The organism is Citricoccus zhacaiensis (assembly GCF_014645315.1).
GTDB classification, from domain to species: domain Bacteria; phylum Actinomycetota; class Actinomycetes; order Actinomycetales; family Micrococcaceae; genus Citricoccus; species Citricoccus zhacaiensis.
Map to the genome: position 1 here is coordinate 1 of NZ_BMLQ01000011.1, position 21,390 is coordinate 21,390.

Here is a 21,390-nt window from a genome sequence, read left to right on the forward strand (position 1 = left end):
GAGAAACGACGGAACGAGCAACGCACCGACAAGGAAATCCGCCGCTGCATCAAACGCTACCTAGCCCGCCGCGTCTACCGGACCCTCAACACCTCAGCCACAGTCCCGACCACGGCTTGACAGACATAGAAGAGTCCCGAACTCGACTCACAGCGTGGGGTTAGCGGGGGCGGGGCTCACTGCGGCGCTGCATGCCGCGGGCGGTGGGCTCGTAGCCGAGGCGGCGGGTGATGGCCCGGGCGGCGAACTGCAGCTGCGGGATGGTGACCGCCAGGTGCTCCTCGCCCCGGGGCACGATCACGGTGAGCGTCCCCACGGCGTGCTGGTCCTCCACGAAGATCGGCACGGAGATCCCGCTGGATTCCTCCACGATGATCCCTGCCATGGAGACGTAGCCGTTGCGGCGGATGTCCGCGAGAATCCCCCGCAGCTGGTCCGGGTCGGTCACGGTGTCCGGGGTGAGCTTCTCCAGACGTCGGCTCAGGAACCGCTCCTGCTCCTCCTCCGGGGCGTAGGCCATGAACACGAGCCCGGCCGAACAGCCGTGGACGGGCAGGCGGCCGGCGATCCGGGTGATGTTGATGGTCGCGTCGTCCGCGGCAAGCCGCTCCAGGTAGAGCACGTCCGTGCCCTCCAGAACGCCGAGCGAGACGTGGTTGCCGGTGTGGTTGAGCAGGTCCTCCATGGGGGGCAAAGCGGCCTCCCGCAGGGACGAGGCCCGCGATCCCCGCGAGGCCATCTCCCACATCCGGTGCCCGTGGCGCAGCCGGCCGGAATCGTCCCGGACCAGCAGCCCTTCTACCTCCAGCTCGGCCACGAGGCGGTGCACCGTGGACACCGGCAGCCCGACCGCCCGGGCCAGCTCCCGCAGGTGCAACGCCGGGGTGTCGTCACTGAAAGCAGCCAGGATCCGCACCACGCGGTGGATGACGGATTCCCCGGAAGGCGAGTTGGCCACGAACCTGCCTTTCATCGAAGAGGTGACCTCGATCATACCGATCAACGGAACACACCCGCGATCCTCCGGCCCCACCTTCCTAGGGTGACCCCATGAGCACTCCCCCCAGCACTCCGGTCACGTCCACTCTCCACGGCTCCATTCACGACGCCGGCTCCGGCCGGGCGGCCGGCAAGGTCGCCCTGATCTCGGGGGCAGCCCAGGGCATGGGTGCCTCCCACGCCCGTGCGCTGGCTGCCGCCGGCGCATACGTCATGATCGGCGACCTTCAGGAGGAGGCCGGCACCGCCCTGGCGGAGGAGATCAACACCGACGTCGGCCGCACGGCCGCCGCCTTCACGCCGCTGAACGTGACGGACTTCGAGGCCTGGACGGCCGCCGTCGGGCACTGTGTCCAGGAGTTCGGGAAGCTGGATGTGCTGGTGAACAACGCGGGGATCTACACGCCCGGCAACGTGGAGGATGCCTCCGTGGAGGACTGGTCCCGGACCATCGACATTGACCTGACCGGAACGTTCCTCGGGATGAAGGCCGCAGTGCCGGAGTTGAAGAAGCAGGACACCTCCTCGATCATCAACGTCTCCTCGATCGCCGGGCTGGTCGGCTTCAAGAACCGCGCCGCCTACTCCGCCGCGAAATGGGGCGTGCAGGGACTGACGAAGACCTCGGCGCTGGATTTCGGGGAGGACGGCATCCGCGTGAACTCCATTCACCCCGGCTCCGTGGAGACGCCGCTGACCGCCGGCCTGAAGCGCGGGCTCGGGCAGGTCCCGGCCGGTCGGGCGGCACAGGTGGAGGAGATCAGCTCGCTGGTGCTCTACCTGGCCTCGGACGAGTCGCGGTTCGTCTCCGGCGCCTCTATTGCGATCGACGGCGGGGAGACGGCCGGGAACAACCTGCGGCGGGATTCCTGAAGCTGACGGCCGGCGAGCGGCGGACACCCGGAGTCGGGCCTTGCACCTCCCCGCACCTTCATCCATAGTGATGATGGCGCGTGACCGGCATCACATGATCATCCGGCACGCGATGCCCTGGCCACGTACCCCGGAGGAATCATGCCGTCCACTCCTCGCACCTCACGCGTTCCCCGCCGCACCCTCCTGGGCGCCGGCGGCATCGCAGCCCTCAGCGCCCCGATCCTGAGCGCGGGCCCCGCCACCGCCGCCACCGGTCCCGTCCTGGCCACGGCCGAGAACGTGCCGGACACCGGCATGCACCTGGTGACGCTCGGAACCGCTGCCGGGCCGGCGATCCGCGGGACCCGGCACGGGATCGCGAGCGCCGTCGTCGTCGATGGGCTGCACTACCTGGTGGACTTCGGGCTGGGGATGCCACGCCAGGCCTCCGAGGCGGGCTTGACCGGCAACAAGCTGCGTCAGGCGTTCGTCACGCACCTGCATTCTGACCACATCTCCGAGCTGAGCGCCTACATGCTGTACAACTGGGACACCCCGGTCCAGGGCGTCACCTCCCGCGTGGGGATCATGGGCCCGGGACGCGCCCGCCTGCCGAGGGGCATCCGGCCGGTGGTATCCCCGCCGCAGACGGGCATGAAGGACGTCATCAAGAACCTGATGCGTGCCAACGCCTATGACATCAACATCCGCACCACGGACGAGGCGCGGATCCCGCTCGATGAGCTCTTCGAGGGCGTGGACATCGACCTGCCCCGGCGCCCGCGGGCGGATCCGGACCGCAACCCCGTCCCGGACATGGAGCCGTTCACCATCTACGAGGACGACCGCGTGCGGGTGAAGGCCACCCTGGTGGAGCACCTTCCGGTCTTCCCGTCCTTCGGCTTCCGCTTCGAGACGGAGCACGGCGTCATCGCCTTCTCCGGGGACACCACCGAGACCCCGAACATGGTCGGCCTCAGCCGGGACGCCGACCTCCTGGTCCACGAGGTCGTCAACATGGATTACTACCGGGATCAGGACTTCACCGAGGAGTTCCTGCACCACCTGGAGTCCAGCCACACGACGCCCGAGGGCATCGGACGGATCGCCTCCGAGGCCGAGGTGAAGAAGGTGGTGGTCAGCCACATGGCCGGGGTCTTCTCCGACGCCGACCTGGCCGGCATCGCCGAGTTCTACGACGGTCCGTACACCCTGGCCGCCGACCGGCAGCTCTTCAGCGTCTGACCGGGAGCCGGCGTCGATAGACTGCCGGAATGCCTTTGCCCTCCCCGTCTCCTCGCGTGCCGAACCGGACCCTCCTGGTGGGCTGCGGCGTACTCGGCACCCGGCTCGGGGAGCGCCTGACCGCGGACGGCGGGGAGGTGTTCGCCCTGCGCCGCACCACGGCCGGGCTTCCCGCCGCCTTCACCGCCCTGCCGGTGGACCTGCAGGCACCCGTGCGCACCGCGCTGCCGGCCGTGGACGCCATGGTCATCACCCTTCCTCCCGGCGGCCCGGTGTCCGGCCCGGCGCTCGGCTCTGCGTCCGCTCGTCCATGGCACGACGACGGCTACCTCGCCTCGCTGCGGAATCTCGCCGCCGCCTTGCCGCAGGTCCCACCCCGCGTGGTTCTGGTCTCCTCCACCCGGGTCCTGGGCGGCCACACCCACGGCCGACCCCTCACCGAACTGGACGCCCCGGCCCCGGTGGGTCCGCGCGCCGCCACCCTGCTCGAGGGTGAGCGGCTGGCTACGAAGCTCTTCAACGCGCACCTCCTCCGCCCGGCCGGGATCTACGGGCCGGGACGCGAGATGCTGCTGCGCAAGGCCCTCGAAGGCGCCCCGGTCCAGTACGCCCGCCGCACGAACCGCATCCATGAGGACGACCTGGTCCGCACCCTGCACGCCCTGCTGACTGCGGAGGAGCCACCCCGCCTGCTGCACGCGGTGGACCAGTCGCCGGCGCCGCTGGGCGAGGTCATCACGTTCATCGCCCACCGACTCGGCGTTCCGCCACCGCCGGCCGTCGAGCCGGAAGAGGAGACCGGCACCGTCCTGGACGGCACACAGCTGTTGAAATTCCTCGGCACCCTGGAGCATCCCACTTTTCAGTCCGGCTACGGCGACCTCATCGCCGCCCGGAACGGGACAGGATCCGGGCAGCAGTCCTAGGGCACGTGGTGTCCGGCGGCCTGGAGCAGCCCGTACCACTCACCCCGGGTGAGCGGGAGGTCGGAGCCGGCGGCCGCGTCGGCGATCCGCTGCGGGTTGGTGGTGCCGAGCACCACCTGCATGTTTGCGGGGTGACGCGTGATCCAGGCGGTGGCGATCGCCAGCGGGGTGACGCCGTACAGCGCGGCCAGTCGGTCCAGTTCCGTGTTGAGTTCCGGGTAGTCCTCGGCCCCGAGGAACACGCCGGGTTCGGCGCCCTTCTGGAAGGGCGACCATGCCTGGAGGGTGATCCCCTGGACACGGCAGTAGTCCACGATCCCCCCGCCATCCCGGGTCAGGGAGTCCTCCTGCCCGGCCATGTTCGAGGCCAAACCCTGAGCCACGATCGCCGAGTGCGTGAGGGAGAGCTGGACCTGGTTGACGAGCAGCGGCTGGCGGACGGCGGTCTTCAGCAGGTCGATCTGCCGCGGGGTGTGGTTGGAGACACCGAAGGCCCGCACCTTGCCGGAGGACTCGAGCTCGTCGAAGGCGCGGGCCACCTCCTCCGGCTCCACGAGGGCGTCCGGGCGGTGCAGGAGCAGCACGTCGATGTACTCGGTGCCGAGCGCCCGCAGCGAGTCCTCGACGGAGGCCACGATGTGCTCGTAGGAGGAGTCATAGTGCCACTGCTCGTCCACGATTCCCGTCTTGGTCTGCAGCGTGATCTGCTCCCGCTCGGCGCCGCTGAGGCGGAGCGCCTCGGCGAACACACGTTCGCAGTGGTGATAGCCACCGGGGTGGTTGAAGCCGTAGAGGTCGGCGTGGTCGAAGAAGTCGACGCCGGCGTCCCGGGCCGCACTGTAGAGCGCCCGCACCTGTTCGGGCGTCTTGTCCGCGATCCGCATCATGCCGGCGATGATGTTGGGCACTGGGGTCTCGGTGCTGCCGAGGGGCACGGTCTTCATGGGGCTCCTTACCGGTAGTGCTCACGGTCGGTCAGGCAACGGCCGACGTCGTCGTCCCCATGATGCCGCGTGATGGCGTTGCATGGCAGGGCTCACCCTGTCCTGAGGGCTCCATCACAGGGGTACCACCAGAGACTCCCTGCCCTGTCAGTCCGGTGGTTGACTGGTTCGGTGGCCCCGGCGGGCAACCCCTGCGGCGGCCACTTCCATCCGGACAGACCGCGCAAAGGACCTTGATGACTGCTGTTCCCGCCTACATCGCCGCCAACGCCACCGACCCGATGACCCTCGGGACCATCGAACGGCGCCTGGTCGGCCCGCATGACGTGCGGATCGATATCCACTGGTCCGGCATCTGTCACTCAGACATCCACACCGTCCGGGGCGACTGGGGTCCACAGCCCTACCCGCTGACCGTCGGCCACGAGATCGCCGGGATCGTGGCAGAGGTCGGCTCCGACGTGACCACCCTCAAGGTGGGCGACCGGGCCGGCGTCGGCTGCCTGGTGAACTCCTGCGGCGACTGCACCAACTGCGCCAATGGAGACGAGCAATACTGCTTGAACGGTGCCGTGGGCACCTACGGCGCCACGGACCGGGACGGCACCGTCACCCAGGGCGGCTACGCCACCGGGATCGTCGTGGATGCCGACTTCGTGCTGAGCATCCCCGAGTCGATCCCCTTCGAGAAGGCCGCCCCGCTGCTGTGCGCCGGGATCACCACCTACTCCCCGCTCAAGCACTGGGGTGCCGGGCCAGGCAAGCGCGTGGGGGTGGTCGGCTTCGGCGGGCTCGGGCACATGGCCGTGAAGATCGCCCACGCCATGGGTGCCGAGGTCACCGTGCTTTCCCAATCCCTGCGCAAGCAGGAAGACGGCAAGCGCCTGGGCGCGGACCACTACTACGCCACGAGTGACCCGGAGACCTTCAAGACCCTGTCCAAGAGCCTGGACCTGATCATCAACACGGTCAGCGCCCCGGTGGACGTGGACGCTTTCCTGGGCCTGCTGGCCGTCAACGGCGCCCTGGTGAACGTGGGCGCCCCGGCCGAGCCGATGAGCCTGAACGTCAACTCCCTCCTGGGCGGACGCCGCACCTACGCCGGCTCCATGATCGGCGGGATCGCCGAGACCCAGGAGATGCTGGACTTCTGCGCCGAGCACGGCATCGCCGCCGAGGTCGAGGTCATCGAAGCCGCGCAGATCAACGAGGCCTGGGAGCGCGTGCTGGCCTCGGACGTGCGCTACCGCTTCGTGATCGACGCCTCCACGTTCGCGGGCTGACCTGAACCGCCGCTGCGTGCCTGCATCACGCAGCGGCGGGTCAGGACAGCGACTGGACGCGGACCAGGACCTCGCGGCCGGTGCCGGAGTCCTGGCGTGTGGCCTGCACGGCGACCTGCACCTCGGCCACGATCTGCCACACCGGGCGCGAGGCGGCCAGCGCGATCTCCACCACCACGTCGCCGGTCACGGGGTCGATGACCATTCCGAAGCGCACGTGCCCCGTGTGCTGGCGACTTCCAGAAAATGTCACGCCTGGAGAAGAATGTAACTTTTGTCAGTTCCGATGAGTGTCAGCCCCGGAGTCGCGCCGAGCCGACGGTGGTTGAAGCACTCGGCACCAGCGTCGTGGACCTCAATCGCCCTCGGTCCCGTGCATCAGTGCCCGAATTCGTCAGAATCCAGCCGCGGCCCCTCGCCGGTGTCCAAGGCATCGATCCTTGCCATCTCCTCCTCCGTCAGCGCGAAGTCGAAGAGGTCGAGGTTCTGCCGCTGGCGCTCCTCGTTGGCCGAACGAGGCACAACAATGCGCCCCTGCTGAAGATGCCAGCGGAGGGCAACTTGCGCCGGTGTGCGACCCACCCGCGCGGCAGGGTCGACCAGTTCCGCACGGTTCAGCACCTCGCTGCCTCGGGCCAGCGGGCTATAAGCAGCCGTGGCCACTCCGGATGCAGCATTGAACTGCTCCACATCATGCTGAGCATGCTCGGGATCCACCTGGACCTGATTCACGGGTGGAACCATCCCCGCGTCCAAGACTCGCTGGAGGTGTACCGGCTTAAAGTTGGAGACGCCCCATGCTCGCACTAGACCGGTCTCTACCAGGCCAACCAGCGATTCGCAGGTCTGAACATAGAGATCCTGCGCTGGGTTTGGCCAATGAACCAGGAAGAGATCGAGATAGTCCAAGCCCATGCGTTTCAGGGCACGCTCCGCCGACTGGCGCACCGTGGCGGCGTCGCCGTGCGAGTCCTTGTTGAATTTGGTGGTGACGAAGACGTCCTCGCGAGCCAAACCCGACTCGCGAACGGCGAGGCCCACAGCGTCCTCGTTGCCGTAGTTCTCCGCGGTATCGACGTGCCGGTACCCGAGAGCGAGGGCCTGAGTGACCGATGCCGTACATTCACTCCCCGTAAGGGGCCAGGTCCCGATCCCCACGATGGGGATGTCGACGCCATCCACCCCGGAACCCGTGAGCGTCGCGTGCGGGGCAATGCTGTTCATGCCTGTCTCCCTTGATGACTTCGTTGATGGCTGAGTTGAGCTTGGCTCGGCTTAGGCGTCGACTGACCCGAAGCGATGACGTTTCAGCGTGGACTCCCGGACGTGTTCATCCCGGAAGACGGTGGCCAGCTCCTTGGCGGCCTGCCGTAGATCGGGAAGCATAGCGATGCAGCGATCTCGGTCGAGTCGAGCGCTCGGACCACAGAGATTCAAGACACCGACCGCCTCCTCACCCGGCCTCAAGATGACGGGGACCGCAATGGCGGCGACGCCCACCTCGAAGAGATCCGCCACATATCCGAATCCCAGGTCTCGAGCTTCGTGCAGCAACGCGAGATACTCGGCATGCGTCCTCGGCGCGATGGGAGTGTACTCATCCGGCGCCGGATAGCCCTGTAGCTCAACCAGTTCCAACGCACGCTCATCTGACATGGTGGACAGCCACGCCAGGCCGCTGGCGGAACAGGAGAGCTTCACCTCCTGGCCGTCGTCCGGATCGAAGCGCAGACCGGACTTGCTGCCTTCCCGCTTGGCCACCCAGACCAAGGTCGATTCATCGACGATGCTCAACCGGGATAACTCGCCGGACGTGGCCGAAAGTCGGTCCAGGAAGGACTGAGCAAGGTCGACCAAAGGAATCGTGGCCAGGTGACGCTGGGCCAGGGAGATCAGTTTCAGTCCCAGGATGTACTTGCCAGTGTCCTGATCCTGGCGCACGTACCCCAAGTCCACCAATTCACTCACGGCACGGTGGGCCGAACTCTTGACCACGTCAAGTCGTGTGGCGATTTCCTTTAGCGCCAGTCCCTCCGGCAGACCAGTCAACATCTGCAGAATGCCAAGTCCTCGGCTGATCGCAGTAGACACGTCCCATCCCCTTTGCTCGGGCCGAGGCGAGTGCACTCCGGCATGCTGTTACCGCACGCAGGCTAACTGCGGAGGTCCACGGACACCAAGCTAACATAAGTGGAACGTCATTCCACTTTTGGTGCTAACGTGATGACACTGCAGCAGCGTGACCAACGCAGCACGCACCCGCTGACGAAAGGCTGATGAGATGCCCACTTCCCGCCCTGAAAAAGACACCGTCTTCGTCCTGAACGGGCCCAATCTGAACCTGTTGGGAGTGCGGGAACCGCAGACCTACGGATCAGCAACTTTGGCCGATGTGCAACAACTCTGCCGGGAACGGGCCGACGAAGAGGGCCTGGTCATCGAGTTTCGACAGACCAATCACGAAGGCGTGATGATTGATTGGATTCAGGAGGCACGGGAGAAGGCCGCCGGCATCATCATCAATCCGGCGGGGCTCACCTCCACCTCTATTGCCACACTGGATGCGTTGCTGGCCGTTGCGCTGCCCATCATCGAGGTTCATGTCACGAACATCCACCGTCGCGAAGCCTTCCGGCACTTCTCCTACATCTCGCAGGCGGCCACCAGTGTTATCGCGGGTGCAGGAACCCACGGCTATCAGCTCGCACTGAGTCACATGGCCCGGCTGTTGCGCGCTGACTGATCAGACCCGCCCTAGGTCCGCGCCAGCACACCCTGCTGAACCCCATTGAATCGTTGAACCCAGTCGCATAACCATCTCAGCCGGGACCGGTTTCACCGGTCCCGGCTGCGGCATGTCCTTCACTGCGAGAGCTCAGAACTCAAAGTCGGCCATGGCCAGGTGTTCCTTGACCGGCCCGGAGACGGCCAGGACCTCATCATGCTTCGGATGACGGGAGTAGGCGTCGAGGTCCTCGAGAGACTCGAAATCGGCAACGAGCCCGACGTCATAGGACGACGGCCCCCGAAGGACGTCCGTGCCGATGCTCAGAGCCTTGACCTCCGGAATGCTCCGCGGCAGGTCCTTGATCATGTCGATCCAGGCCTGGCGCTGTTCCTGCGTGAATTCCGGCTTGAAGCGGAACACGGCGACATGTCTGATCATGGGTGATCCTTTCGTCATGGCGTTGGCCCCCGGACTCCAATGAGCCCGGGGGCCAACGCCCTCTCAGATGATTGACCGGCAGGCGGAGCTGGCCTTACTGCCCTGCGCTGGCGCGAATGCTTTCGTACAGAGCCAGGTCATCACCGGTGTAGTAGTTCTTGAAGTGCTCTTCAGCCTGAGAGATGAAGGCCTCGCGGTCGACCTCGTCCTCCTCGATCACGGTGAGCGGCCCGTTGTCCCGCCAGTCCTGCAGGATCTCGTCCGTCTCCTGCTCAACACATTCGCGGTTCTCAGAACGGATCTCCTTGACGGTTTCGAACACCGCGTCCTTCTGTTCCTTGCTCATCTTTTCGAGTGTCGCGTCGGACAGCGTGACCCAGTGAATGCTCACCTGATGGTTATTGAGGCTGACATACTCCTGCACCTCGTCATAGCTGGCCGACTTCGTGCCGACCACCGGGTTCTCCTGGCCATCCGCGATTCCCTGCTGCAGGGCGACGTAGATCTCTTCGTAGGCCACGGCCACCGGGGTAGCCCCGAGCGCACGCGCGTTCTCCAAGTACTGCGGGGTGTCCGGGAATCGGATCTGCTGGCCCTGAAGGTCTTCGGGTGAACGGATCGGTTCGTTGGACGAGAACGTGCGGTTGCCATAGAACCATCCGTCGATGATGGTCATATCGGTCTGCTCATTGAAGCTCGTGCGAAATTCCTCCGAATCATTGTCGATCCAGTTGAACGCATGGTCCACGTCGTCGAAGACATAGGCCGCACCCAAGATGCCGATCTGCGGGTACACGGACGCCATGCCCGCTTCCTGGAGGTCCATGTCCAAGTCTCCTGACTGCAGGGACGCCACTCGCTCGGTATCCGGACCCAGCTGACTGTTGGGAAAGAGGTCTACGGTGATGCCGAGATCCTCCGCTTCGATGCGCTCCTTGAACAGTTCCATGCCGCAGTAGTAATTGGGCGTGGCCTCCGATTGGCTGCTGGAGAACGACAACGTGATGTCGCCGCCGGCTCCGTCGCCGCCCTCATCGGCGGCGCCGTTGCCGCAACTGGCGAGCAGGCCGGTGATGGCTACGGCGGAAATTGCAGCTGCCGCAAGCCGGCCGGTGCGCTGGGTGGTCTTCATGGGGTATCTCCTCATAATCTCGGGGTTGGTGGGTGGAGTGATGATGAAACGGAACGTCGCGAGCGGCCGGATCAGAATCCGAGCATGCGTGGAAGGAACATCACGACGTCAGGGAAGAACGTCACGATCAGCAGGACGATGATCATGGGGGTCAGGAACGGGACGATGCCGCGGAAAATCTCGTCCACCGGCCTGCCCGTCACGGAGCTCATGACGTACAGGACGCTGCCGACTGGAGGCGTCAGCAACCCGATCATCAGCGACATGATCACCACGACGCCGAAGTGCACTGGGTCGATGCCGAAGGTCATGGCCAGAGGCAGGAGCACTGGAACGGCCACCAGGATGACCGCCGTGGCATCAATGACCATGCCGAGCACCAACATCAGCACGATGATCAGGATCAGGAACACCAGTGGGCTCTCCGTGAAATCGGAGATCAGCCGGGACAGTTGCTGGGCCACCTGCTCCTGCGCCAGGACACGGCCTAGCATGCCGGCTGCGCCGATGATGAGCATGATCCCGCCCGTCAGGAAGACGGTCTCCTTGGCGGCCTGCCACATGCCGCGCCATGTGATCGTCCGGTAGACGCAACCGAGGACCACCATGTAAAGCCCGGCGATGCCAGCCGCCTCTGTCGGCGTGAAAAGTCCGCCCATAATGCCACCCAGGATGATCACCGGGGCACCCAAGGGAGCGATCACATTGACAGCGGCTCTCCAGAATCGGGCCGGGTCAAAGGGCTGGCTTTCGAACCCTGGATGCCGCTTGATCCAGATGGCGATGTAGACGCACAGCCCAACAGCCATGAGCAATGCGGGGACGACCGAAGCGGCGAAGAGAGCGCCCGTGGAGATCGTGCCCACTGCCGCGAAGATCACGGCGGGGATACTCGGCGGCATGACCGGGCTGATCAAGGCAGAACTGGCCGTCAACCCCGTCGCGAAGCGAAACGGATACCCGGCCTTGGTCATGGCGGGAACCTGAATCTTGCCCAAGCCAGCGGCGTCGGCCAGCGCCGAACCGCTCATCCACGCGAATCCCACACTGGTGCCGACGTTCACGTACGCGAGGTTGCCGGGCACACGTGCCATGGCCGCCAGGCAGAACTCGAACAGCCGATCTGCAACGCCCACCTTGTTTGCCGTTACACCCACGAGGATGAACAAGGGCACGGCGAGCAGAGGGAAGGAGTTGACCGAATCGAAGACGATCTTCAGGCTCATGCCAGCTGAGAGGCCATTGGCCATGAAGTACACCAGGCACGGGCCCATGATGGAGAACGCAACTGGAACCCGGAGGAACATCAGGACCAGAATGCCCAGGAAAAGGAGAAGAAGTTCCATGGTTTAGACCTCAGCTTCTTCGGCGATGAGCGCATCGGGCTCGTCGTAGTTGGCGCGGACGAGTCGGCCAATGGCCATGACGGTTCCCGAAGCGAAGCCGATCAGCGGTAGCAAGTAGAGGTACCCCAGCGGAATGCCCAGCACGGGGCTGACCCTTCGGAATCCGTCTTCCACCATGCTCCAGGCCTCCCACGTGAGTGCGAGACAGATCAGCGTCAGGAGAATGGCGGACACCGCCCGCACTACGGTCCTCCCGCGGGGCCCCTTGACGATGCCGTCGATGACCGCCACGGTGATCTGGCCGTGTTGTCCGATGAGGTATCCGACCGTGATGAAGGTGATGCCGATGAGAGAGAAGCGAGCGATCTCTCCGGCTCCGACCCAGTTGGCTGCGGGGACATAGCGGCCGAGTACCTGCCAGAGGACTCCGACAGCGAGCGTGAAAAGGAAGAACACGGCGATGGCCAGTTCGATTCGTGCCAACCATCGGAAGAAAGGACGCGCCTGGGGCGGGGCGTCGGGGGGTGGAGTGTGGGGTGTGTCCGTCATGAGCCGGTCTCTTTCAGTGCGTCTGTAGTTCAGCTGACAAAAAAGCGTGCGTGGTCTCGTGCAGCAGGCGAAGGTAGTCCGCGGCCGGGAGTCCATCCCGCAGGAGGACATTGGGTACTTCGACGCTCAACCTGGTGGCGTCACCGAGGATCGCGAGCAGTTCCCGGATCGGTCCGTCACCCTGACCTGGAAGCAGCCGGAGCGAGCGAGACTCAATCACCTGAAGTTCGTCGCTGCCGCGTTCCGCAGCAATCTCTTCCAGTCGTGCACCGTGATCACTCAGGCTGGCAGGAGCATCGCAGAGCTGGAGGATAGGAAACAGATCACGGTTCGCGGCAACCAAGTCCAGACTGGCGCCGGTCCTGATGAAGTGCAGGACATCCATTTCGACAGCACATCCGACCGTTCGGGCGATCCTGACGGCCTCGGTGAAGTCGTTCAGTGGTCGGTAGGCCACCGGCTCCAGGACAGGAAGGATGCCTCGATCTCGGGCATCCTCGGTGAGCCGACCGACGATCTCTTCGAAGGCATCGAGTAAAGGGTGGATCCCCACGACGTTGAGATAGGTCGCCCCGAGTTCCGCTCCGACATCGAGGACTGGCAACCAATCGTCCTGGCTGGTTTCCGGGCTAACAGAGAACACCTCCAGATCCAAGACCTCCAGACCGCTCTCACTCAATGCGGACGTGATGTCACGAAATTCGGACGTAGAGGTATCCAACGGAAATTCCGGATCTCCATCCCCCACGGGGTAAGCGCGCAATCCGACGGCGGAGAACCCCGCTGCTGACGCGGCCCGGATGTATTCGGTGGGACTCAAGTCCAGGGCACTCAAGGGCGCGACCCCCAACGGGATGCGTTCTTCGGGAGACATCGACACTCCACTCCACAAATAGTTGATCAAATACTGGAACGTCATTCCATATTTGACGCTCTAGCTGAGTACAGTAGCACTCGACCGGCATTGGTTGAGACATAGATCACGGAAGCGCTGCTCGCGGTGACTTCCCGTCACGCAGACGGGCATACCGCGCACGAAAGGAACTTGGACCATGACAACTGACATCAGGATCGGGCTGGTTGGAGCAGGACTGATCGGACGTGAACACGCCAAATACTGCGGAATCGCCAACGGCGTGGAGTTAGCCGGCATTGCGGACCCCTCTCCGGAGTCCGCCGAGACGGCCCAGATGTACGGCGTTTCCCACTTCACCGACTACGGTGCGATGTTCCGGAGCGGGGACGTCCAGGCAGTCATCGCAGCGGTTCCCAATGCCATGCACACCGACGTGGCATTGGCGGCGATGGCTGCGGGACTGCCGGTACTGGTGGAGAAGCCGCTGGCTGAGTCACTCGAAGCCGGGCAGCGCATTGTGGACGAGTCTGCACAGACCGGGGTACCCGTTCTGGTGGGTCATCAGAGGCGGTATGCCCCGGACATCGCCGCAGCCAAGGCCTTCATCGATGAAGGCGGTGTGGGCGAGGTGGTCTCCGTCGCCATTCTCAGCACGTGGCGTAAGAACGAGGAGTACTTCCAGGCCCCGTGGCGGACGGCCCCAGGCGCCGGACCTGTCCTGATCAACCTCATCCATGACATCGATGCCATTCGCCACCTAGTCGGCGACATCGAGAGCGTGGTGTCCCTGGGCTCATCCACGGCGCGGGGGTTCCAGATAGCCGATACCGTGGGCGCAGTCATGAGGTTCGCCAACGGGGCCATCGGCACCGCGCTGGCCAGCGATGCGGCCGTATCCCCTTGGTGCTGGGATCTCACCTCCGGATACGGCGCCTACTTCCCGGATCCGCCGGCAGGCGATGTCTACTTCATTTCAGGCACGGAAGCCTCAATTTCCCTGCCTTCCCTCACTGTCTCCCGCCATGATGGAAATCCCCACTGGCAGGTTCCTCTGAAGCAGAGCATTCTTCCTCGGGTCGAAGCCAACCCCTACGTTACCCAGTTGCAGCATTTCGGCGCGGTCGCCCGCAAGGAGGCCACCCCTCTCATCACGGCAGCAGATGCCCTTCAGAGTCTCCAGGTGGCCCTCTCCATCGACTCTTCGTCAGATGTTCCCGCCTCACGGAAGGCTGCCCTGTGACGGCCCCCCTGTGGACCAATCGCTTTGATAGACAGGTCATCTTGGTCACGGGAGCGGCTGGCGGACTCGGCCGCGCTTCAGTTGAGCGACTGGCCGCCGAGGGTGCCATAGTCGTTGCCACAGACCTAAAGAGTCCGGACAACCTCGCAGGGCATAGCGGCGCCTTCCTGACGATGGAACTGGACGTCACCCGTGCCGATCATTGGCGGGTTGCCGTTGATTCCGCCGTCGAGCAATTCGGACGCCTCGATGGCCTGCTCATGTGTCACGGTGCGCAGGGACCAGAAGCCGACGTTGAGCGTATCGCTCTGGAAGACTGGCAACGCACGCTGCGCATTAACCTGGATTCATGCTTCCTTGGCCTTCAGGCGGTAATGCCCACGATGAAGCGACAGTCCTACGGGCGGGTGGCAGTCTTGTCCTCGATCTCCGGGCGCGAGGGGAATGCTTCGATGTCCGCATACTCCACGTCCAAGGCAGGAGTCATAGCCCTCGTCAAGTCCGTAGCGAAGGAGGCTGCCGCCGACGGGATCACCATCAATGCCGTGGCGCCCTCGATGTTCCAGACACCCCTGCTGCAGCACCTCAGCGAGGAGCGCAATGCGGCCCTCCTCTCCCGCGTACCGATGGGACGCATCGGGCAGCCGTTGGAGTTTGCAGCACTGGCCGCGTGGCTGTTGTCCGCGGAGTGCAGCTATACCACCGGGCAGGTCTTGGATCTCAGCGGCGGGCGCTACGCGGGCTCGTAGAGGAAGCTCCATCATCAACCTCACTCGCCGCCAGGGACGCCAGCAGCTGCAGCCGCTCCGCCGAAGCCGAGCCCGGCTCGGCCGTGTAGACCACCATGGCCAGCCCCTCCTCGGCGGTGATTGCCAGCTCCTCGTAGGCCAGCACCAGCTCGCCGACCTGAGGGTGGTTGAAGCGCTTGGTGCCGGCGCCATGGGTCCGCACATCGTGGGCGGCCCACAGCGTTCGGAAAGTCTCGCTCTGCGTGGACAGCTCGCCCACTAGGTCCTGGATGGCCCTGTTCTGGGGGTCCCGGCCGGCCTCGGCGCGCATGCTGCCCACGCACATCTGCGCGAACCGGTCCCACTCGGGGTAGAAGTCCCGGGAGGCGGGATCCAGGAACTGGAACCGGGCCAGGTTGGGGGTGCGGCCGCCGTCGCCGATCACGGGCGAGTAGAAGGCGCGCCCGAGCCGATTGACGGCCACCAGGTCCTGGACCTGGTTCCGCACGAAGGCCGCGGCGCCCTGCATGGACTCCAAGGTCCACTGCAGGCTCTCCCGTGGCTGCCGCGGCGCGGAGGCGGGCCTGCGGTGGCGCCCGGACGTCGGAATGCCGTCGGCGGCGCGGGCCAGGTCGAACAGGTGGGCCCGTTCGGTCTCATTGAGCATCAAGGCGCGGCTCAGGGCATCCACTACCGAGGCCGACGCCCCGGCGATCGCGCCGCGCTCCAGCTTCGTGTAGTACTCCACGCTGACCCCCGCCAGGGTGGCGACCTCATGGCGGCGCAGCCCCGGCACCCGCCGGTTCCCGCCCGCCGGCAGCCCGGCGCGTTCCGGGGTGACCTTGGCGCGACGGGACATGAGGAACTCGCGGACCTCGGCCTTGTTATCCATGACGTCAGCGTAGCCAGGCCGGAAGGGCTGAAGGAGTTCCCCGCGGTACCCCTCCCAGCCAGGACTCCCCCGCCCCCGGTGACGCGTGGTTGTCTGAAGCCAGACAAGGAGCCCCACCCTTTTCGTTTTCAGTCGAGTTTGGGTGGGTGATTGGCCCACATACCCACCCAAACTCGACTGAAAACGAAGCTGTTGACCGACAAGGAGAAGCGATGGAACTCGAGGACCTGCTCGCGGCGCTGAACGCCGGCGAGACCATCACGGGCGATTCGCCCCTGCACGAGGTCATGCACCGCACCAGCCAGGAGGCACTGCGCATCACCGGCGAACTGAACGGCGGCTACCACGAGCCGGCCCGGGTCCGGGAGCTGCTGTCCGCGCTGTTCGGCAGGCCGGTCCCGGACTCGGTGATGCTGTTCCCACCGTTCGGCACCGACTTCGGCAAGAACACCATCCTCGGCGAGCGCGTCTTCCTCAACTCCGGCTGCGCCTTCCAGGACCAGGGCGGCATCACCATCGGCGACGCCTGCCAGATCGGGCACAACACGGTCATCGCGACCCTGAACCACGCCCTCGATCCGGTGCGCCGCCTGGACATGCTCCCGGCGCCCGTGGTGATCGGGGACAACGTCTGGATCGGGTCCAACGCGACGATCCTGCCGGGCGTGACCATCGGGGACAACGCCGTGGTGGCCGCGGCCGCCGTGGTGACCAAGGACGTGCCGGCGGACTCCGTGGTCGTCGGCTCCCCGGCCCGGGTGGTGCGGTCCGTGACCGGGGAGCCGGATGTCAGGCCTGCGTGACCTCCGGATATCCCGGCGCGGCCTCTCTTCGTAGAGTGGGCAGCACGCAACCACGCTGACCGATCCCCGGAGGTCACCCGACCGTGAGCAGCTCATCGACACGCCAGTCGTCCGCACAGGCGGAGTCCGCCGCAGCGGCGGAGGCGCTGGCTGCCCGGCTCGACCGCCCAATGGGGGTCTTGGGGGTGCTGTTCCTCTTCGTGTTCCTGGGCCAACTCCTGGTCACGGACCCGGGGTGGTCCCGCATCCTGGGGATCACCGGGTGGGTGTTCTGGGCCCTCTTCGTGGCGGAGTTCCTGCTGCGGGCCTCTATCGCTCGGTTCCAGGCGGCCTTCTGGCGCCGCAACTGGTGGCAGGTCATCTTCCTGCTGGTGCCGTTCCTGCGGTTCGTCCGGGCGCTGCAGGCGGTGCGATTGCTTCGCGTCGCGCGGGTGGCGCGGGTGGGCAGCATCGTCTCCGCCGGAGTGCGAGGCTCCCGTTCGGCCGGACGGCTGCTGTCGAGCAGGATCGGCTGGCTGGCCGCCGTGACCGCCGTGGTGATCCTGGCCTCCAGCCAGCTGCTGTACGCCTTCGAGATCCAGACCGACTACTCAACGGCCCTGTACGAGGCGGCCCTGGCCACGGTGACAGGCAGCGGGTTCACCACCGAGGACGCCCTCTCCAAGGTGTTGCACCTGGTCCTGGCCGTCTACTCCGTGGCCGTCTTCGCCACGCTCGCGGGCTCGCTCGGCGCCTACTTCCTGCGGGGCGAGTCACCGCAGGACACCGACCAGGTTGGCAGGAGCCCCGATGGACGGCCGTGATGGTGCGGCCTGACCAGGGTCTGACTGAGGGCTGACTAGGAGTCCAGCTGGAACGTCACGATCCGCTCGATCGCCTCTGCCACCGCGTCGTATCCGGCGGCGAAGGACAGCCGCACATACTGCTCCCCGTGCGCGGTGTCGAAGTCGGTGCCAGGCGTCAGCGCCACATGGGCCCGCTCCAGCAGCGCCTCGCAGTAGGCAGTTGAGGTGCCGTACCGCGCGAGCATGGCCTCCCCCGGCTTCGCCCAGAAGTAGAAGGCGCCGTCCGCCGGCGCGGCGTCGGTCCAGCCCAGCCGGTCCTGGTTCTCCAGCACCAGGGCGCGGGCCCGGGCAAAGCCGGCCACCTGGGCATCACAGGCGGCGTAGGACTCCTCCGAGAAGGCCTCGACCGCCGCATACTGCGCCGGCGCCGGCGGGCAGAGGGACACCGAGCCGGAGAGCCCGCCGATCGCCGGCGCCAGGTCCTCGGGCATCAGCATCCAGCCGATGCGCCAGCCGGGCATGCCCCAGTACTTGGAGAACGAGCTGATCACCATCGCCGCTGTGGAGTACTCCCAGGCACAGACTCCACGCTCGACGCCGGCCCGGTCACCGGACGCTCCCGCCGGGCTGTCCTCATTGAGCGCGTCATCCCCGCCGACCGTGCCGGAGGCCCCGTAGGTGATGCCGTGGTAGATCTCGTCGGACACCAGGCGTACGCCGCGCTCCTCGCACCACGCGGCCAGCTCGGCCATCTCGACCCGGGTGACCATGGTGCCGGTCGGGTTGTTCGGGGAGGCGAGAATCAGGCCGGCCAACGGACCGTGCACGGACTCCGCCTCCTGGAGCAGCGCGGGGGTGGGCTGGAAGCGGACGGCGGGGCCGGCGTCGAGCTCCACCACCTGGCAGCCGAGCGCGGCGAGGATGTTGCGGTAGGCGGCGTAGCCGGGGCGGGCCATCGCCACCCGGTCCCCCGGGTTGAACGCGGCCAGGAACCCGGCCATGAACGCCCCCGAGGAGCCGGTGGTCACTGCCACCCGCGCCGGGTCCACGTCCACCCCGTACCAGTGGGCGTAGTGGCCGGCGATCGCGGTGCGCAGCTCCTCGATGCCGAGGGTGGGCGTGTAGTTCAGCGCTCGTCCGGACGCGTGCAGCTCGGCGGCCCGGGCGCTGACCCCCGCGGGGGCTCCTCCACCGGGTTCACCGGCGCATAGGCTCACGACGTCGGCCCCGGCCGCCCGCAACTCCGCCACCCGGCCGAGGATGGTCATCACCTGGAAGGAGGGCACCTGCGAGCGCGAGGAGGGGCCGAGGCCACCGTGAGAGGACTGGGGTTCCATGGGTCGAGCCTACGACGCATCCAGCCATACAATAATCGTTCTATAACGACTATAGTCGTTATAAACCGACAAAAGTAGACAAGGGTAGGGGTGCACATGCGGCTCCAATCGCCCTTCGCCACCGTGACGCCCACCCTGGACGGCGACGTGCTCACCGCGCTGGCGCGGGCAGACCAGTGGTTCACCGTCCCCCAACTCGCGGGGGTGATTGGCAAGGGGTCACCGGATGGTATTCGAAAGGTCCTGATCCGGCTTGCGGCTGAAGGACTTGTCGAGTTGATGTCCGGTGGCCGGTCCAGGCTCTATCGCTTGAATCGAGACCATCTCGCCGCCCCTGCCCTCCTCGAGCTTGCGGACCTCCGCACCACGCTCATCAGAAGGCTGCATGACGAGATGTCGGCTTGGACCCACCCCCCCCCCCCCGTCTACGCGGCGCTCTTCGGTTCGGGAGCCCGCGGCACCATGACTGTCGAGAGTGACCTGGACCTCTTCCTCCTCAGACCGGATGATGCTGGTGATTCTTGGGATGACGACGTGGATTCCATAAAGGAGGCGGCTTCTCGATGGACGGGCAATGACGTCCAGGTACTCGAGTTCGCGGCCGAAGAGGCTCGCGGCAACGAGTCCGCGGAACCTGCTCTCCAGGACGTCATCCACGAGGGAATCACCGTCCTCGGAGATCGGCTGGCCTTTCGGCGATTGGCTCGCGGGTGACGACCCTGCGAAGTGCCGGCGCAGAAGTCCGACGCGGTCGGTGGAACAAGGCCCAGCAGTTCGCTGAGGCTGCAGCCCTCCTCGCTGCGGCCGAACTGGTGTAGCAGTGATGACGGTACCGGTCCCGCACCCATAGCGCGGTCACGCTGTTCCTGGTGGGTCGGAGAACGTCCGCTCCGTTCGAACCGGCCGGGCGGCCTCCAACCGTTGGACGTCGTCGATGAAGTTCAACGTCCCCAGGACGTCGTCCTCATGCCAGATATAGGGCCCGTCAATACTGGCCGGCCATTGGGGCTAAGAGGGGATGATGCCTGGAGGCTGGGAGCTGGAACCTGGGCATCATGCCCTATGAATCAGCCGGCGGCCGGTGCCGTGAGCCCGTTGACCATGGCGTCGATCCGCTGCGGGGACATGGCGTGGTGGATGGCCAGCATGCTGGCGCCGAGGACGCCGGCGTCCAGCCCGGAGCCCGACTGGACGATCTGCAGGTGCTGCGTGGCCAGCGGGACGGTCCGGGAGTACACCGCCTCACGGATGCCCGCGATGAAGTGTTCGCCGGTCAGGGTCATGGAGCCGCCGATCACGATCACGGACGGGTTGATGAGGCTGATGCAGGCGGACAGGACCTCGCCGACGTCGCGCCCCGCCTGCCGGACCGCGTGGACCGCCTCGGTGTGACCGGCTTGCACCAGGCGCACCACGTCCTCGCCCGTGTGGGCGTCCAGACCCTGCGCGCGTAGCTGGGCCGCCACAGCCGGGCCGGAGGCCACGGCCTCCAGGCAGTCCAGGTTGCCGCAGTGACAGGGGACGCCGCCGCCGCGGTGCACGCGGATGTGGCCGATGTCCCCGGCCACGCCGTCGGCACCGCGCTGGAGCCGGCCGCTGGCGACGATGCCGGCGCCGATGCCCGTGGCCACCTTCACGAACATCAGGTCGTCCACCTGCGGCCAGGCGACGTTGCGCTCGCCGAGGGCCATGATGTTGACGTCATTGTCCACCAGGACCGGCACGTGGAAGTGGTCCTGCAGGAATCCTGGCACATCGAAGCCGTTCCAGCCGGGCATGATCGGTGGGTTGATGGGCCGGCCGGTGCGGTGTTCCACGGGGCCGGGGACGCCGACGCCGATCGCCAGCAGGTCGCCCGTGGTGCGCTCCGACTCCCCGAGGAGTCCGGTGGCGAGTTCGACGACGGCCTGCAGCACCACCTCGGGGCCCTGCGCCACCGCGATGGTGCGAGTGCTCTCCCGGAGGCGGTGGCCGGCGAGATCCGTCACGGCCAGCCGCAGGTGGGACGCGCCGATGTCCACGCCGAGAACCACCTTGCTGCCTGCCTGCAGGGCGATGCGTGAGGACGGGCGGCCGCCGGTGGGGACCGCCTCGTCGACGTAGCCGACCAGGCCCAGCTCCATGAGCGCCTCGATCCGGAGGGTCACGGTGGACCGGGACAGTCCCATGCGCTCCGCCAGCTCGGTCCTGGTGCGGGGGTGTCCGTCCCGCAGGATCTGGAACAGTTCGCTGGCGCCCGATCCGCCGGATCCGTCCAGTCCGTCGAACCTGCTTATGTCGTTCATCGACTCATTACAGCACACG

The 21,390-nt window shown here is 66.1% G+C and carries 23 protein-coding genes and 1 pseudogene; 11 read left to right on the forward strand and 13 right to left on the reverse strand.

Going from position 1 to position 21,390, the window contains the following annotated elements; translation table 11 throughout:
* Positions 1-120: pseudogene (locus IEX49_RS16930) on the forward strand (IS110 family transposase); the annotation flags it as partial.
* Positions 121-160: 40 nt separating this feature from the next.
* On the opposite strand, the gene IEX49_RS14965 reads toward IEX49_RS16930, so the two are convergent.
* Positions 161-958, reverse strand: coding sequence for an IclR family transcriptional regulator (locus tag IEX49_RS14965; RefSeq protein ID WP_188806907.1), 798 nt, complete (start codon positions 956-958; stop codon positions 161-163).
* A 92-nt stretch (positions 959-1,050) separates the two neighbouring features.
* On the opposite strand from IEX49_RS14965, the gene chcB1 reads away from it, so the two are divergent.
* The 3 genes from chcB1 to IEX49_RS14980 all read left to right on the forward strand — a co-directional run bounded on the left by chcB1 (position 1,051) and on the right by IEX49_RS14980 (position 4,025).
* Positions 1,051-1,872: a trans-4-hydroxycyclohexanecarboxylate dehydrogenase gene (chcB1, locus tag IEX49_RS14970; protein ID WP_188806908.1), complete on the forward strand. Its 822-nt coding sequence runs from the start codon at positions 1,051-1,053 to the stop codon at positions 1,870-1,872.
* Positions 1,873-2,013: 141 nt separating this feature from the next.
* Positions 2,014-3,099, forward strand: coding sequence for an MBL fold metallo-hydrolase (locus tag IEX49_RS14975; RefSeq protein ID WP_229672766.1), 1,086 nt, complete (start codon positions 2,014-2,016; stop codon positions 3,097-3,099).
* Positions 3,100-3,128: 29 nt separating this feature from the next.
* Positions 3,129-4,025 carry an NAD-dependent epimerase/dehydratase family protein gene (locus IEX49_RS14980; RefSeq protein WP_188806909.1) on the forward strand — a complete coding sequence of 299 codons (897 nt, stop codon included), beginning with the start codon at positions 3,129-3,131 and terminating at the stop codon, positions 4,023-4,025.
* Here IEX49_RS14980 and IEX49_RS14985 read toward each other — a convergent pair.
* Positions 4,022-4,969: an aldo/keto reductase gene (locus IEX49_RS14985; protein ID WP_188806910.1), complete on the reverse strand. Its 948-nt coding sequence runs from the start codon at positions 4,967-4,969 to the stop codon at positions 4,022-4,024. The two genes, IEX49_RS14980 and IEX49_RS14985, sit on opposite strands and share 4 nt — an antisense overlap.
* A gap of 236 nt (positions 4,970-5,205) precedes the next feature.
* On the opposite strand from IEX49_RS14985, the gene IEX49_RS14990 reads away from it, so the two are divergent.
* Positions 5,206-6,252 (forward strand): NAD(P)-dependent alcohol dehydrogenase, encoded by a 1,047-nt coding sequence (locus IEX49_RS14990; RefSeq protein ID WP_188806911.1) that lies wholly within the window; start codon positions 5,206-5,208, stop codon positions 6,250-6,252.
* A 40-nt stretch (positions 6,253-6,292) separates the two neighbouring features.
* On the opposite strand, the gene IEX49_RS14995 is transcribed toward IEX49_RS14990, so the two are convergent.
* From IEX49_RS14995 to IEX49_RS15005, 3 genes are all read right to left on the reverse strand, one after another.
* The gene (locus IEX49_RS14995) at positions 6,293-6,505 is read right to left on the reverse strand and encodes a hypothetical protein (RefSeq protein ID WP_188806912.1); all 213 of its coding nucleotides are present in this window, start codon (positions 6,503-6,505) and stop codon (positions 6,293-6,295) included.
* Positions 6,506-6,630: 125 nt separating this feature from the next.
* Positions 6,631-7,476: an aldo/keto reductase gene (locus IEX49_RS15000; protein WP_188806913.1), complete on the reverse strand. Its 846-nt coding sequence runs from the start codon at positions 7,474-7,476 to the stop codon at positions 6,631-6,633.
* Positions 7,477-7,527: 51 nt separating this feature from the next.
* Positions 7,528-8,343 (reverse strand): IclR family transcriptional regulator, encoded by an 816-nt coding sequence (locus IEX49_RS15005; protein WP_188806914.1) that lies wholly within the window; start codon positions 8,341-8,343, stop codon positions 7,528-7,530.
* Between the two features lie 190 nt (positions 8,344-8,533).
* Between IEX49_RS15005 and aroQ the strand changes: the two genes are divergently transcribed.
* The gene (gene aroQ / locus IEX49_RS15010; RefSeq protein WP_188806915.1) at positions 8,534-8,995 is read left to right on the forward strand and encodes a type II 3-dehydroquinate dehydratase; all 462 of its coding nucleotides are present in this window, start codon (positions 8,534-8,536) and stop codon (positions 8,993-8,995) included.
* Positions 8,996-9,127: 132 nt separating this feature from the next.
* Here the strand turns inward: aroQ and IEX49_RS15015 are convergent, their stop codons facing one another.
* The 5 genes from IEX49_RS15015 to IEX49_RS15035 all read right to left on the reverse strand — a co-directional run bounded on the left by IEX49_RS15015 (position 9,128) and on the right by IEX49_RS15035 (position 13,319).
* On the reverse strand, positions 9,128-9,418 hold the full coding sequence (locus IEX49_RS15015) for a Dabb family protein (RefSeq protein WP_188806916.1): 291 nt from the start codon (positions 9,416-9,418) through the stop codon (positions 9,128-9,130).
* Between the two features lie 94 nt (positions 9,419-9,512).
* Positions 9,513-10,550, reverse strand: coding sequence for a TRAP transporter substrate-binding protein DctP (gene dctP, locus IEX49_RS15020; protein WP_188806917.1), 1,038 nt, complete (start codon positions 10,548-10,550; stop codon positions 9,513-9,515).
* A gap of 71 nt (positions 10,551-10,621) precedes the next feature.
* On the reverse strand, positions 10,622-11,896 hold the full coding sequence (locus tag IEX49_RS15025) for a TRAP transporter large permease (RefSeq protein ID WP_188806918.1): 1,275 nt from the start codon (positions 11,894-11,896) through the stop codon (positions 10,622-10,624).
* Between the two features lie 3 nt (positions 11,897-11,899).
* On the reverse strand, positions 11,900-12,445 hold the full coding sequence (locus IEX49_RS15030) for a TRAP transporter small permease (RefSeq protein ID WP_188806919.1): 546 nt from the start codon (positions 12,443-12,445) through the stop codon (positions 11,900-11,902).
* Positions 12,446-12,458: 13 nt separating this feature from the next.
* Positions 12,459-13,319: a sugar phosphate isomerase/epimerase family protein gene (locus IEX49_RS15035; protein ID WP_188806920.1), complete on the reverse strand. Its 861-nt coding sequence runs from the start codon at positions 13,317-13,319 to the stop codon at positions 12,459-12,461.
* A 178-nt stretch (positions 13,320-13,497) separates the two neighbouring features.
* On the opposite strand from IEX49_RS15035, the gene IEX49_RS15040 reads away from it, so the two are divergent.
* On the forward strand, positions 13,498-14,541 hold the full coding sequence (locus tag IEX49_RS15040; protein WP_188806921.1) for a Gfo/Idh/MocA family protein: 1,044 nt from the start codon (positions 13,498-13,500) through the stop codon (positions 14,539-14,541).
* The gene (locus IEX49_RS15045) at positions 14,538-15,290 is read left to right on the forward strand and encodes an SDR family NAD(P)-dependent oxidoreductase (protein WP_188806922.1); all 753 of its coding nucleotides are present in this window, start codon (positions 14,538-14,540) and stop codon (positions 15,288-15,290) included. Before IEX49_RS15040 ends, IEX49_RS15045 begins: the two co-directional genes overlap by 4 nt.
* Here IEX49_RS15045 and IEX49_RS15050 read toward each other — a convergent pair.
* Entirely contained in the window at positions 15,262-16,161 is a 900-nt protein-coding gene (locus tag IEX49_RS15050; protein ID WP_188806923.1) for a helix-turn-helix transcriptional regulator, read from the reverse strand. The two genes, IEX49_RS15045 and IEX49_RS15050, sit on opposite strands and share 29 nt — an antisense overlap.
* A 212-nt stretch (positions 16,162-16,373) precedes the next feature.
* On the opposite strand from IEX49_RS15050, the gene IEX49_RS15055 reads away from it, so the two are divergent.
* Complete coding sequence (locus IEX49_RS15055; protein WP_188806924.1) at positions 16,374-16,964, forward strand: DapH/DapD/GlmU-related protein; 591 nt, start codon at positions 16,374-16,376, stop codon at positions 16,962-16,964.
* Positions 16,965-17,047: 83 nt separating this feature from the next.
* Positions 17,048-17,767, forward strand: coding sequence for a hypothetical protein (locus tag IEX49_RS15060; RefSeq protein ID WP_229672767.1), 720 nt, complete (start codon positions 17,048-17,050; stop codon positions 17,765-17,767).
* A gap of 35 nt (positions 17,768-17,802) precedes the next feature.
* Here IEX49_RS15060 and IEX49_RS15065 read toward each other — a convergent pair whose 3' ends face one another.
* The gene (locus tag IEX49_RS15065) at positions 17,803-19,086 is read right to left on the reverse strand and encodes a pyridoxal phosphate-dependent aminotransferase (protein ID WP_188806925.1); all 1,284 of its coding nucleotides are present in this window, start codon (positions 19,084-19,086) and stop codon (positions 17,803-17,805) included.
* 96 nt (positions 19,087-19,182) lie between these two features.
* On the opposite strand from IEX49_RS15065, the gene IEX49_RS15070 reads away from it, so the two are divergent.
* Positions 19,183-19,800, forward strand: a complete 618-nt coding sequence (locus IEX49_RS15070) for a nucleotidyltransferase domain-containing protein (RefSeq protein WP_188806926.1) — start codon at positions 19,183-19,185, stop codon at positions 19,798-19,800.
* A 353-nt stretch (positions 19,801-20,153) separates the two neighbouring features.
* On the opposite strand, the gene IEX49_RS15075 is transcribed toward IEX49_RS15070, so the two are convergent.
* A complete protein-coding gene (locus tag IEX49_RS15075) occupies positions 20,154-21,371 on the reverse strand; it encodes an ROK family transcriptional regulator (RefSeq protein ID WP_188806927.1) in 1,218 nt (405 codons plus the stop codon).
* Positions 21,372-21,390: the final 19 nt, after the last annotated feature.

Excerpts from the sequence above, each read along its gene's own strand:
- chcB1 (WP_188806908.1), top strand. The coding sequence starts at position 1,051 with ATGAGCACTCCCCCCAGCACTCCGGTCACGTCCACTCTCCACGGCTCC.
- IEX49_RS14975 (WP_229672766.1), top strand. The coding sequence starts at position 2,014 with ATGCCGTCCACTCCTCGCACCTCACGCGTTCCCCGCCGCACCCTCCTG.
- IEX49_RS14980 (WP_188806909.1), top strand. The coding sequence starts at position 3,129 with ATGCCTTTGCCCTCCCCGTCTCCTCGCGTGCCGAACCGGACCCTCCTG.
- IEX49_RS14985 (WP_188806910.1), bottom strand. The coding sequence starts at position 4,969 with ATGAAGACCGTGCCCCTCGGCAGCACCGAGACCCCAGTGCCCAACATC.
- IEX49_RS14990 (WP_188806911.1), top strand. The coding sequence starts at position 5,206 with ATGACTGCTGTTCCCGCCTACATCGCCGCCAACGCCACCGACCCGATG.
- IEX49_RS15000 (WP_188806913.1), bottom strand. The coding sequence starts at position 7,476 with ATGAACAGCATTGCCCCGCACGCGACGCTCACGGGTTCCGGGGTGGAT.
- aroQ (WP_188806915.1), top strand. The coding sequence starts at position 8,534 with ATGCCCACTTCCCGCCCTGAAAAAGACACCGTCTTCGTCCTGAACGGG.
- IEX49_RS15015 (WP_188806916.1), bottom strand. The coding sequence starts at position 9,418 with ATGATCAGACATGTCGCCGTGTTCCGCTTCAAGCCGGAATTCACGCAG.
- dctP (WP_188806917.1), bottom strand. The coding sequence starts at position 10,550 with ATGAAGACCACCCAGCGCACCGGCCGGCTTGCGGCAGCTGCAATTTCC.
- IEX49_RS15025 (WP_188806918.1), bottom strand. The coding sequence starts at position 11,896 with ATGGAACTTCTTCTCCTTTTCCTGGGCATTCTGGTCCTGATGTTCCTC.
- IEX49_RS15030 (WP_188806919.1), bottom strand. The coding sequence starts at position 12,445 with ATGACGGACACACCCCACACTCCACCCCCCGACGCCCCGCCCCAGGCG.
- IEX49_RS15035 (WP_188806920.1), bottom strand. The coding sequence starts at position 13,319 with ATGTCTCCCGAAGAACGCATCCCGTTGGGGGTCGCGCCCTTGAGTGCC.
- IEX49_RS15040 (WP_188806921.1), top strand. The coding sequence starts at position 13,498 with ATGACAACTGACATCAGGATCGGGCTGGTTGGAGCAGGACTGATCGGA.
- IEX49_RS15050 (WP_188806923.1), bottom strand. The coding sequence starts at position 16,161 with ATGGATAACAAGGCCGAGGTCCGCGAGTTCCTCATGTCCCGTCGCGCC.
- IEX49_RS15055 (WP_188806924.1), top strand. The coding sequence starts at position 16,374 with ATGGAACTCGAGGACCTGCTCGCGGCGCTGAACGCCGGCGAGACCATC.
- IEX49_RS15065 (WP_188806925.1), bottom strand. The coding sequence starts at position 19,086 with ATGGAACCCCAGTCCTCTCACGGTGGCCTCGGCCCCTCCTCGCGCTCG.
- IEX49_RS15070 (WP_188806926.1), top strand. The coding sequence starts at position 19,183 with ATGCGGCTCCAATCGCCCTTCGCCACCGTGACGCCCACCCTGGACGGC.
- IEX49_RS15075 (WP_188806927.1), bottom strand. The coding sequence starts at position 21,371 with ATGAACGACATAAGCAGGTTCGACGGACTGGACGGATCCGGCGGATCG.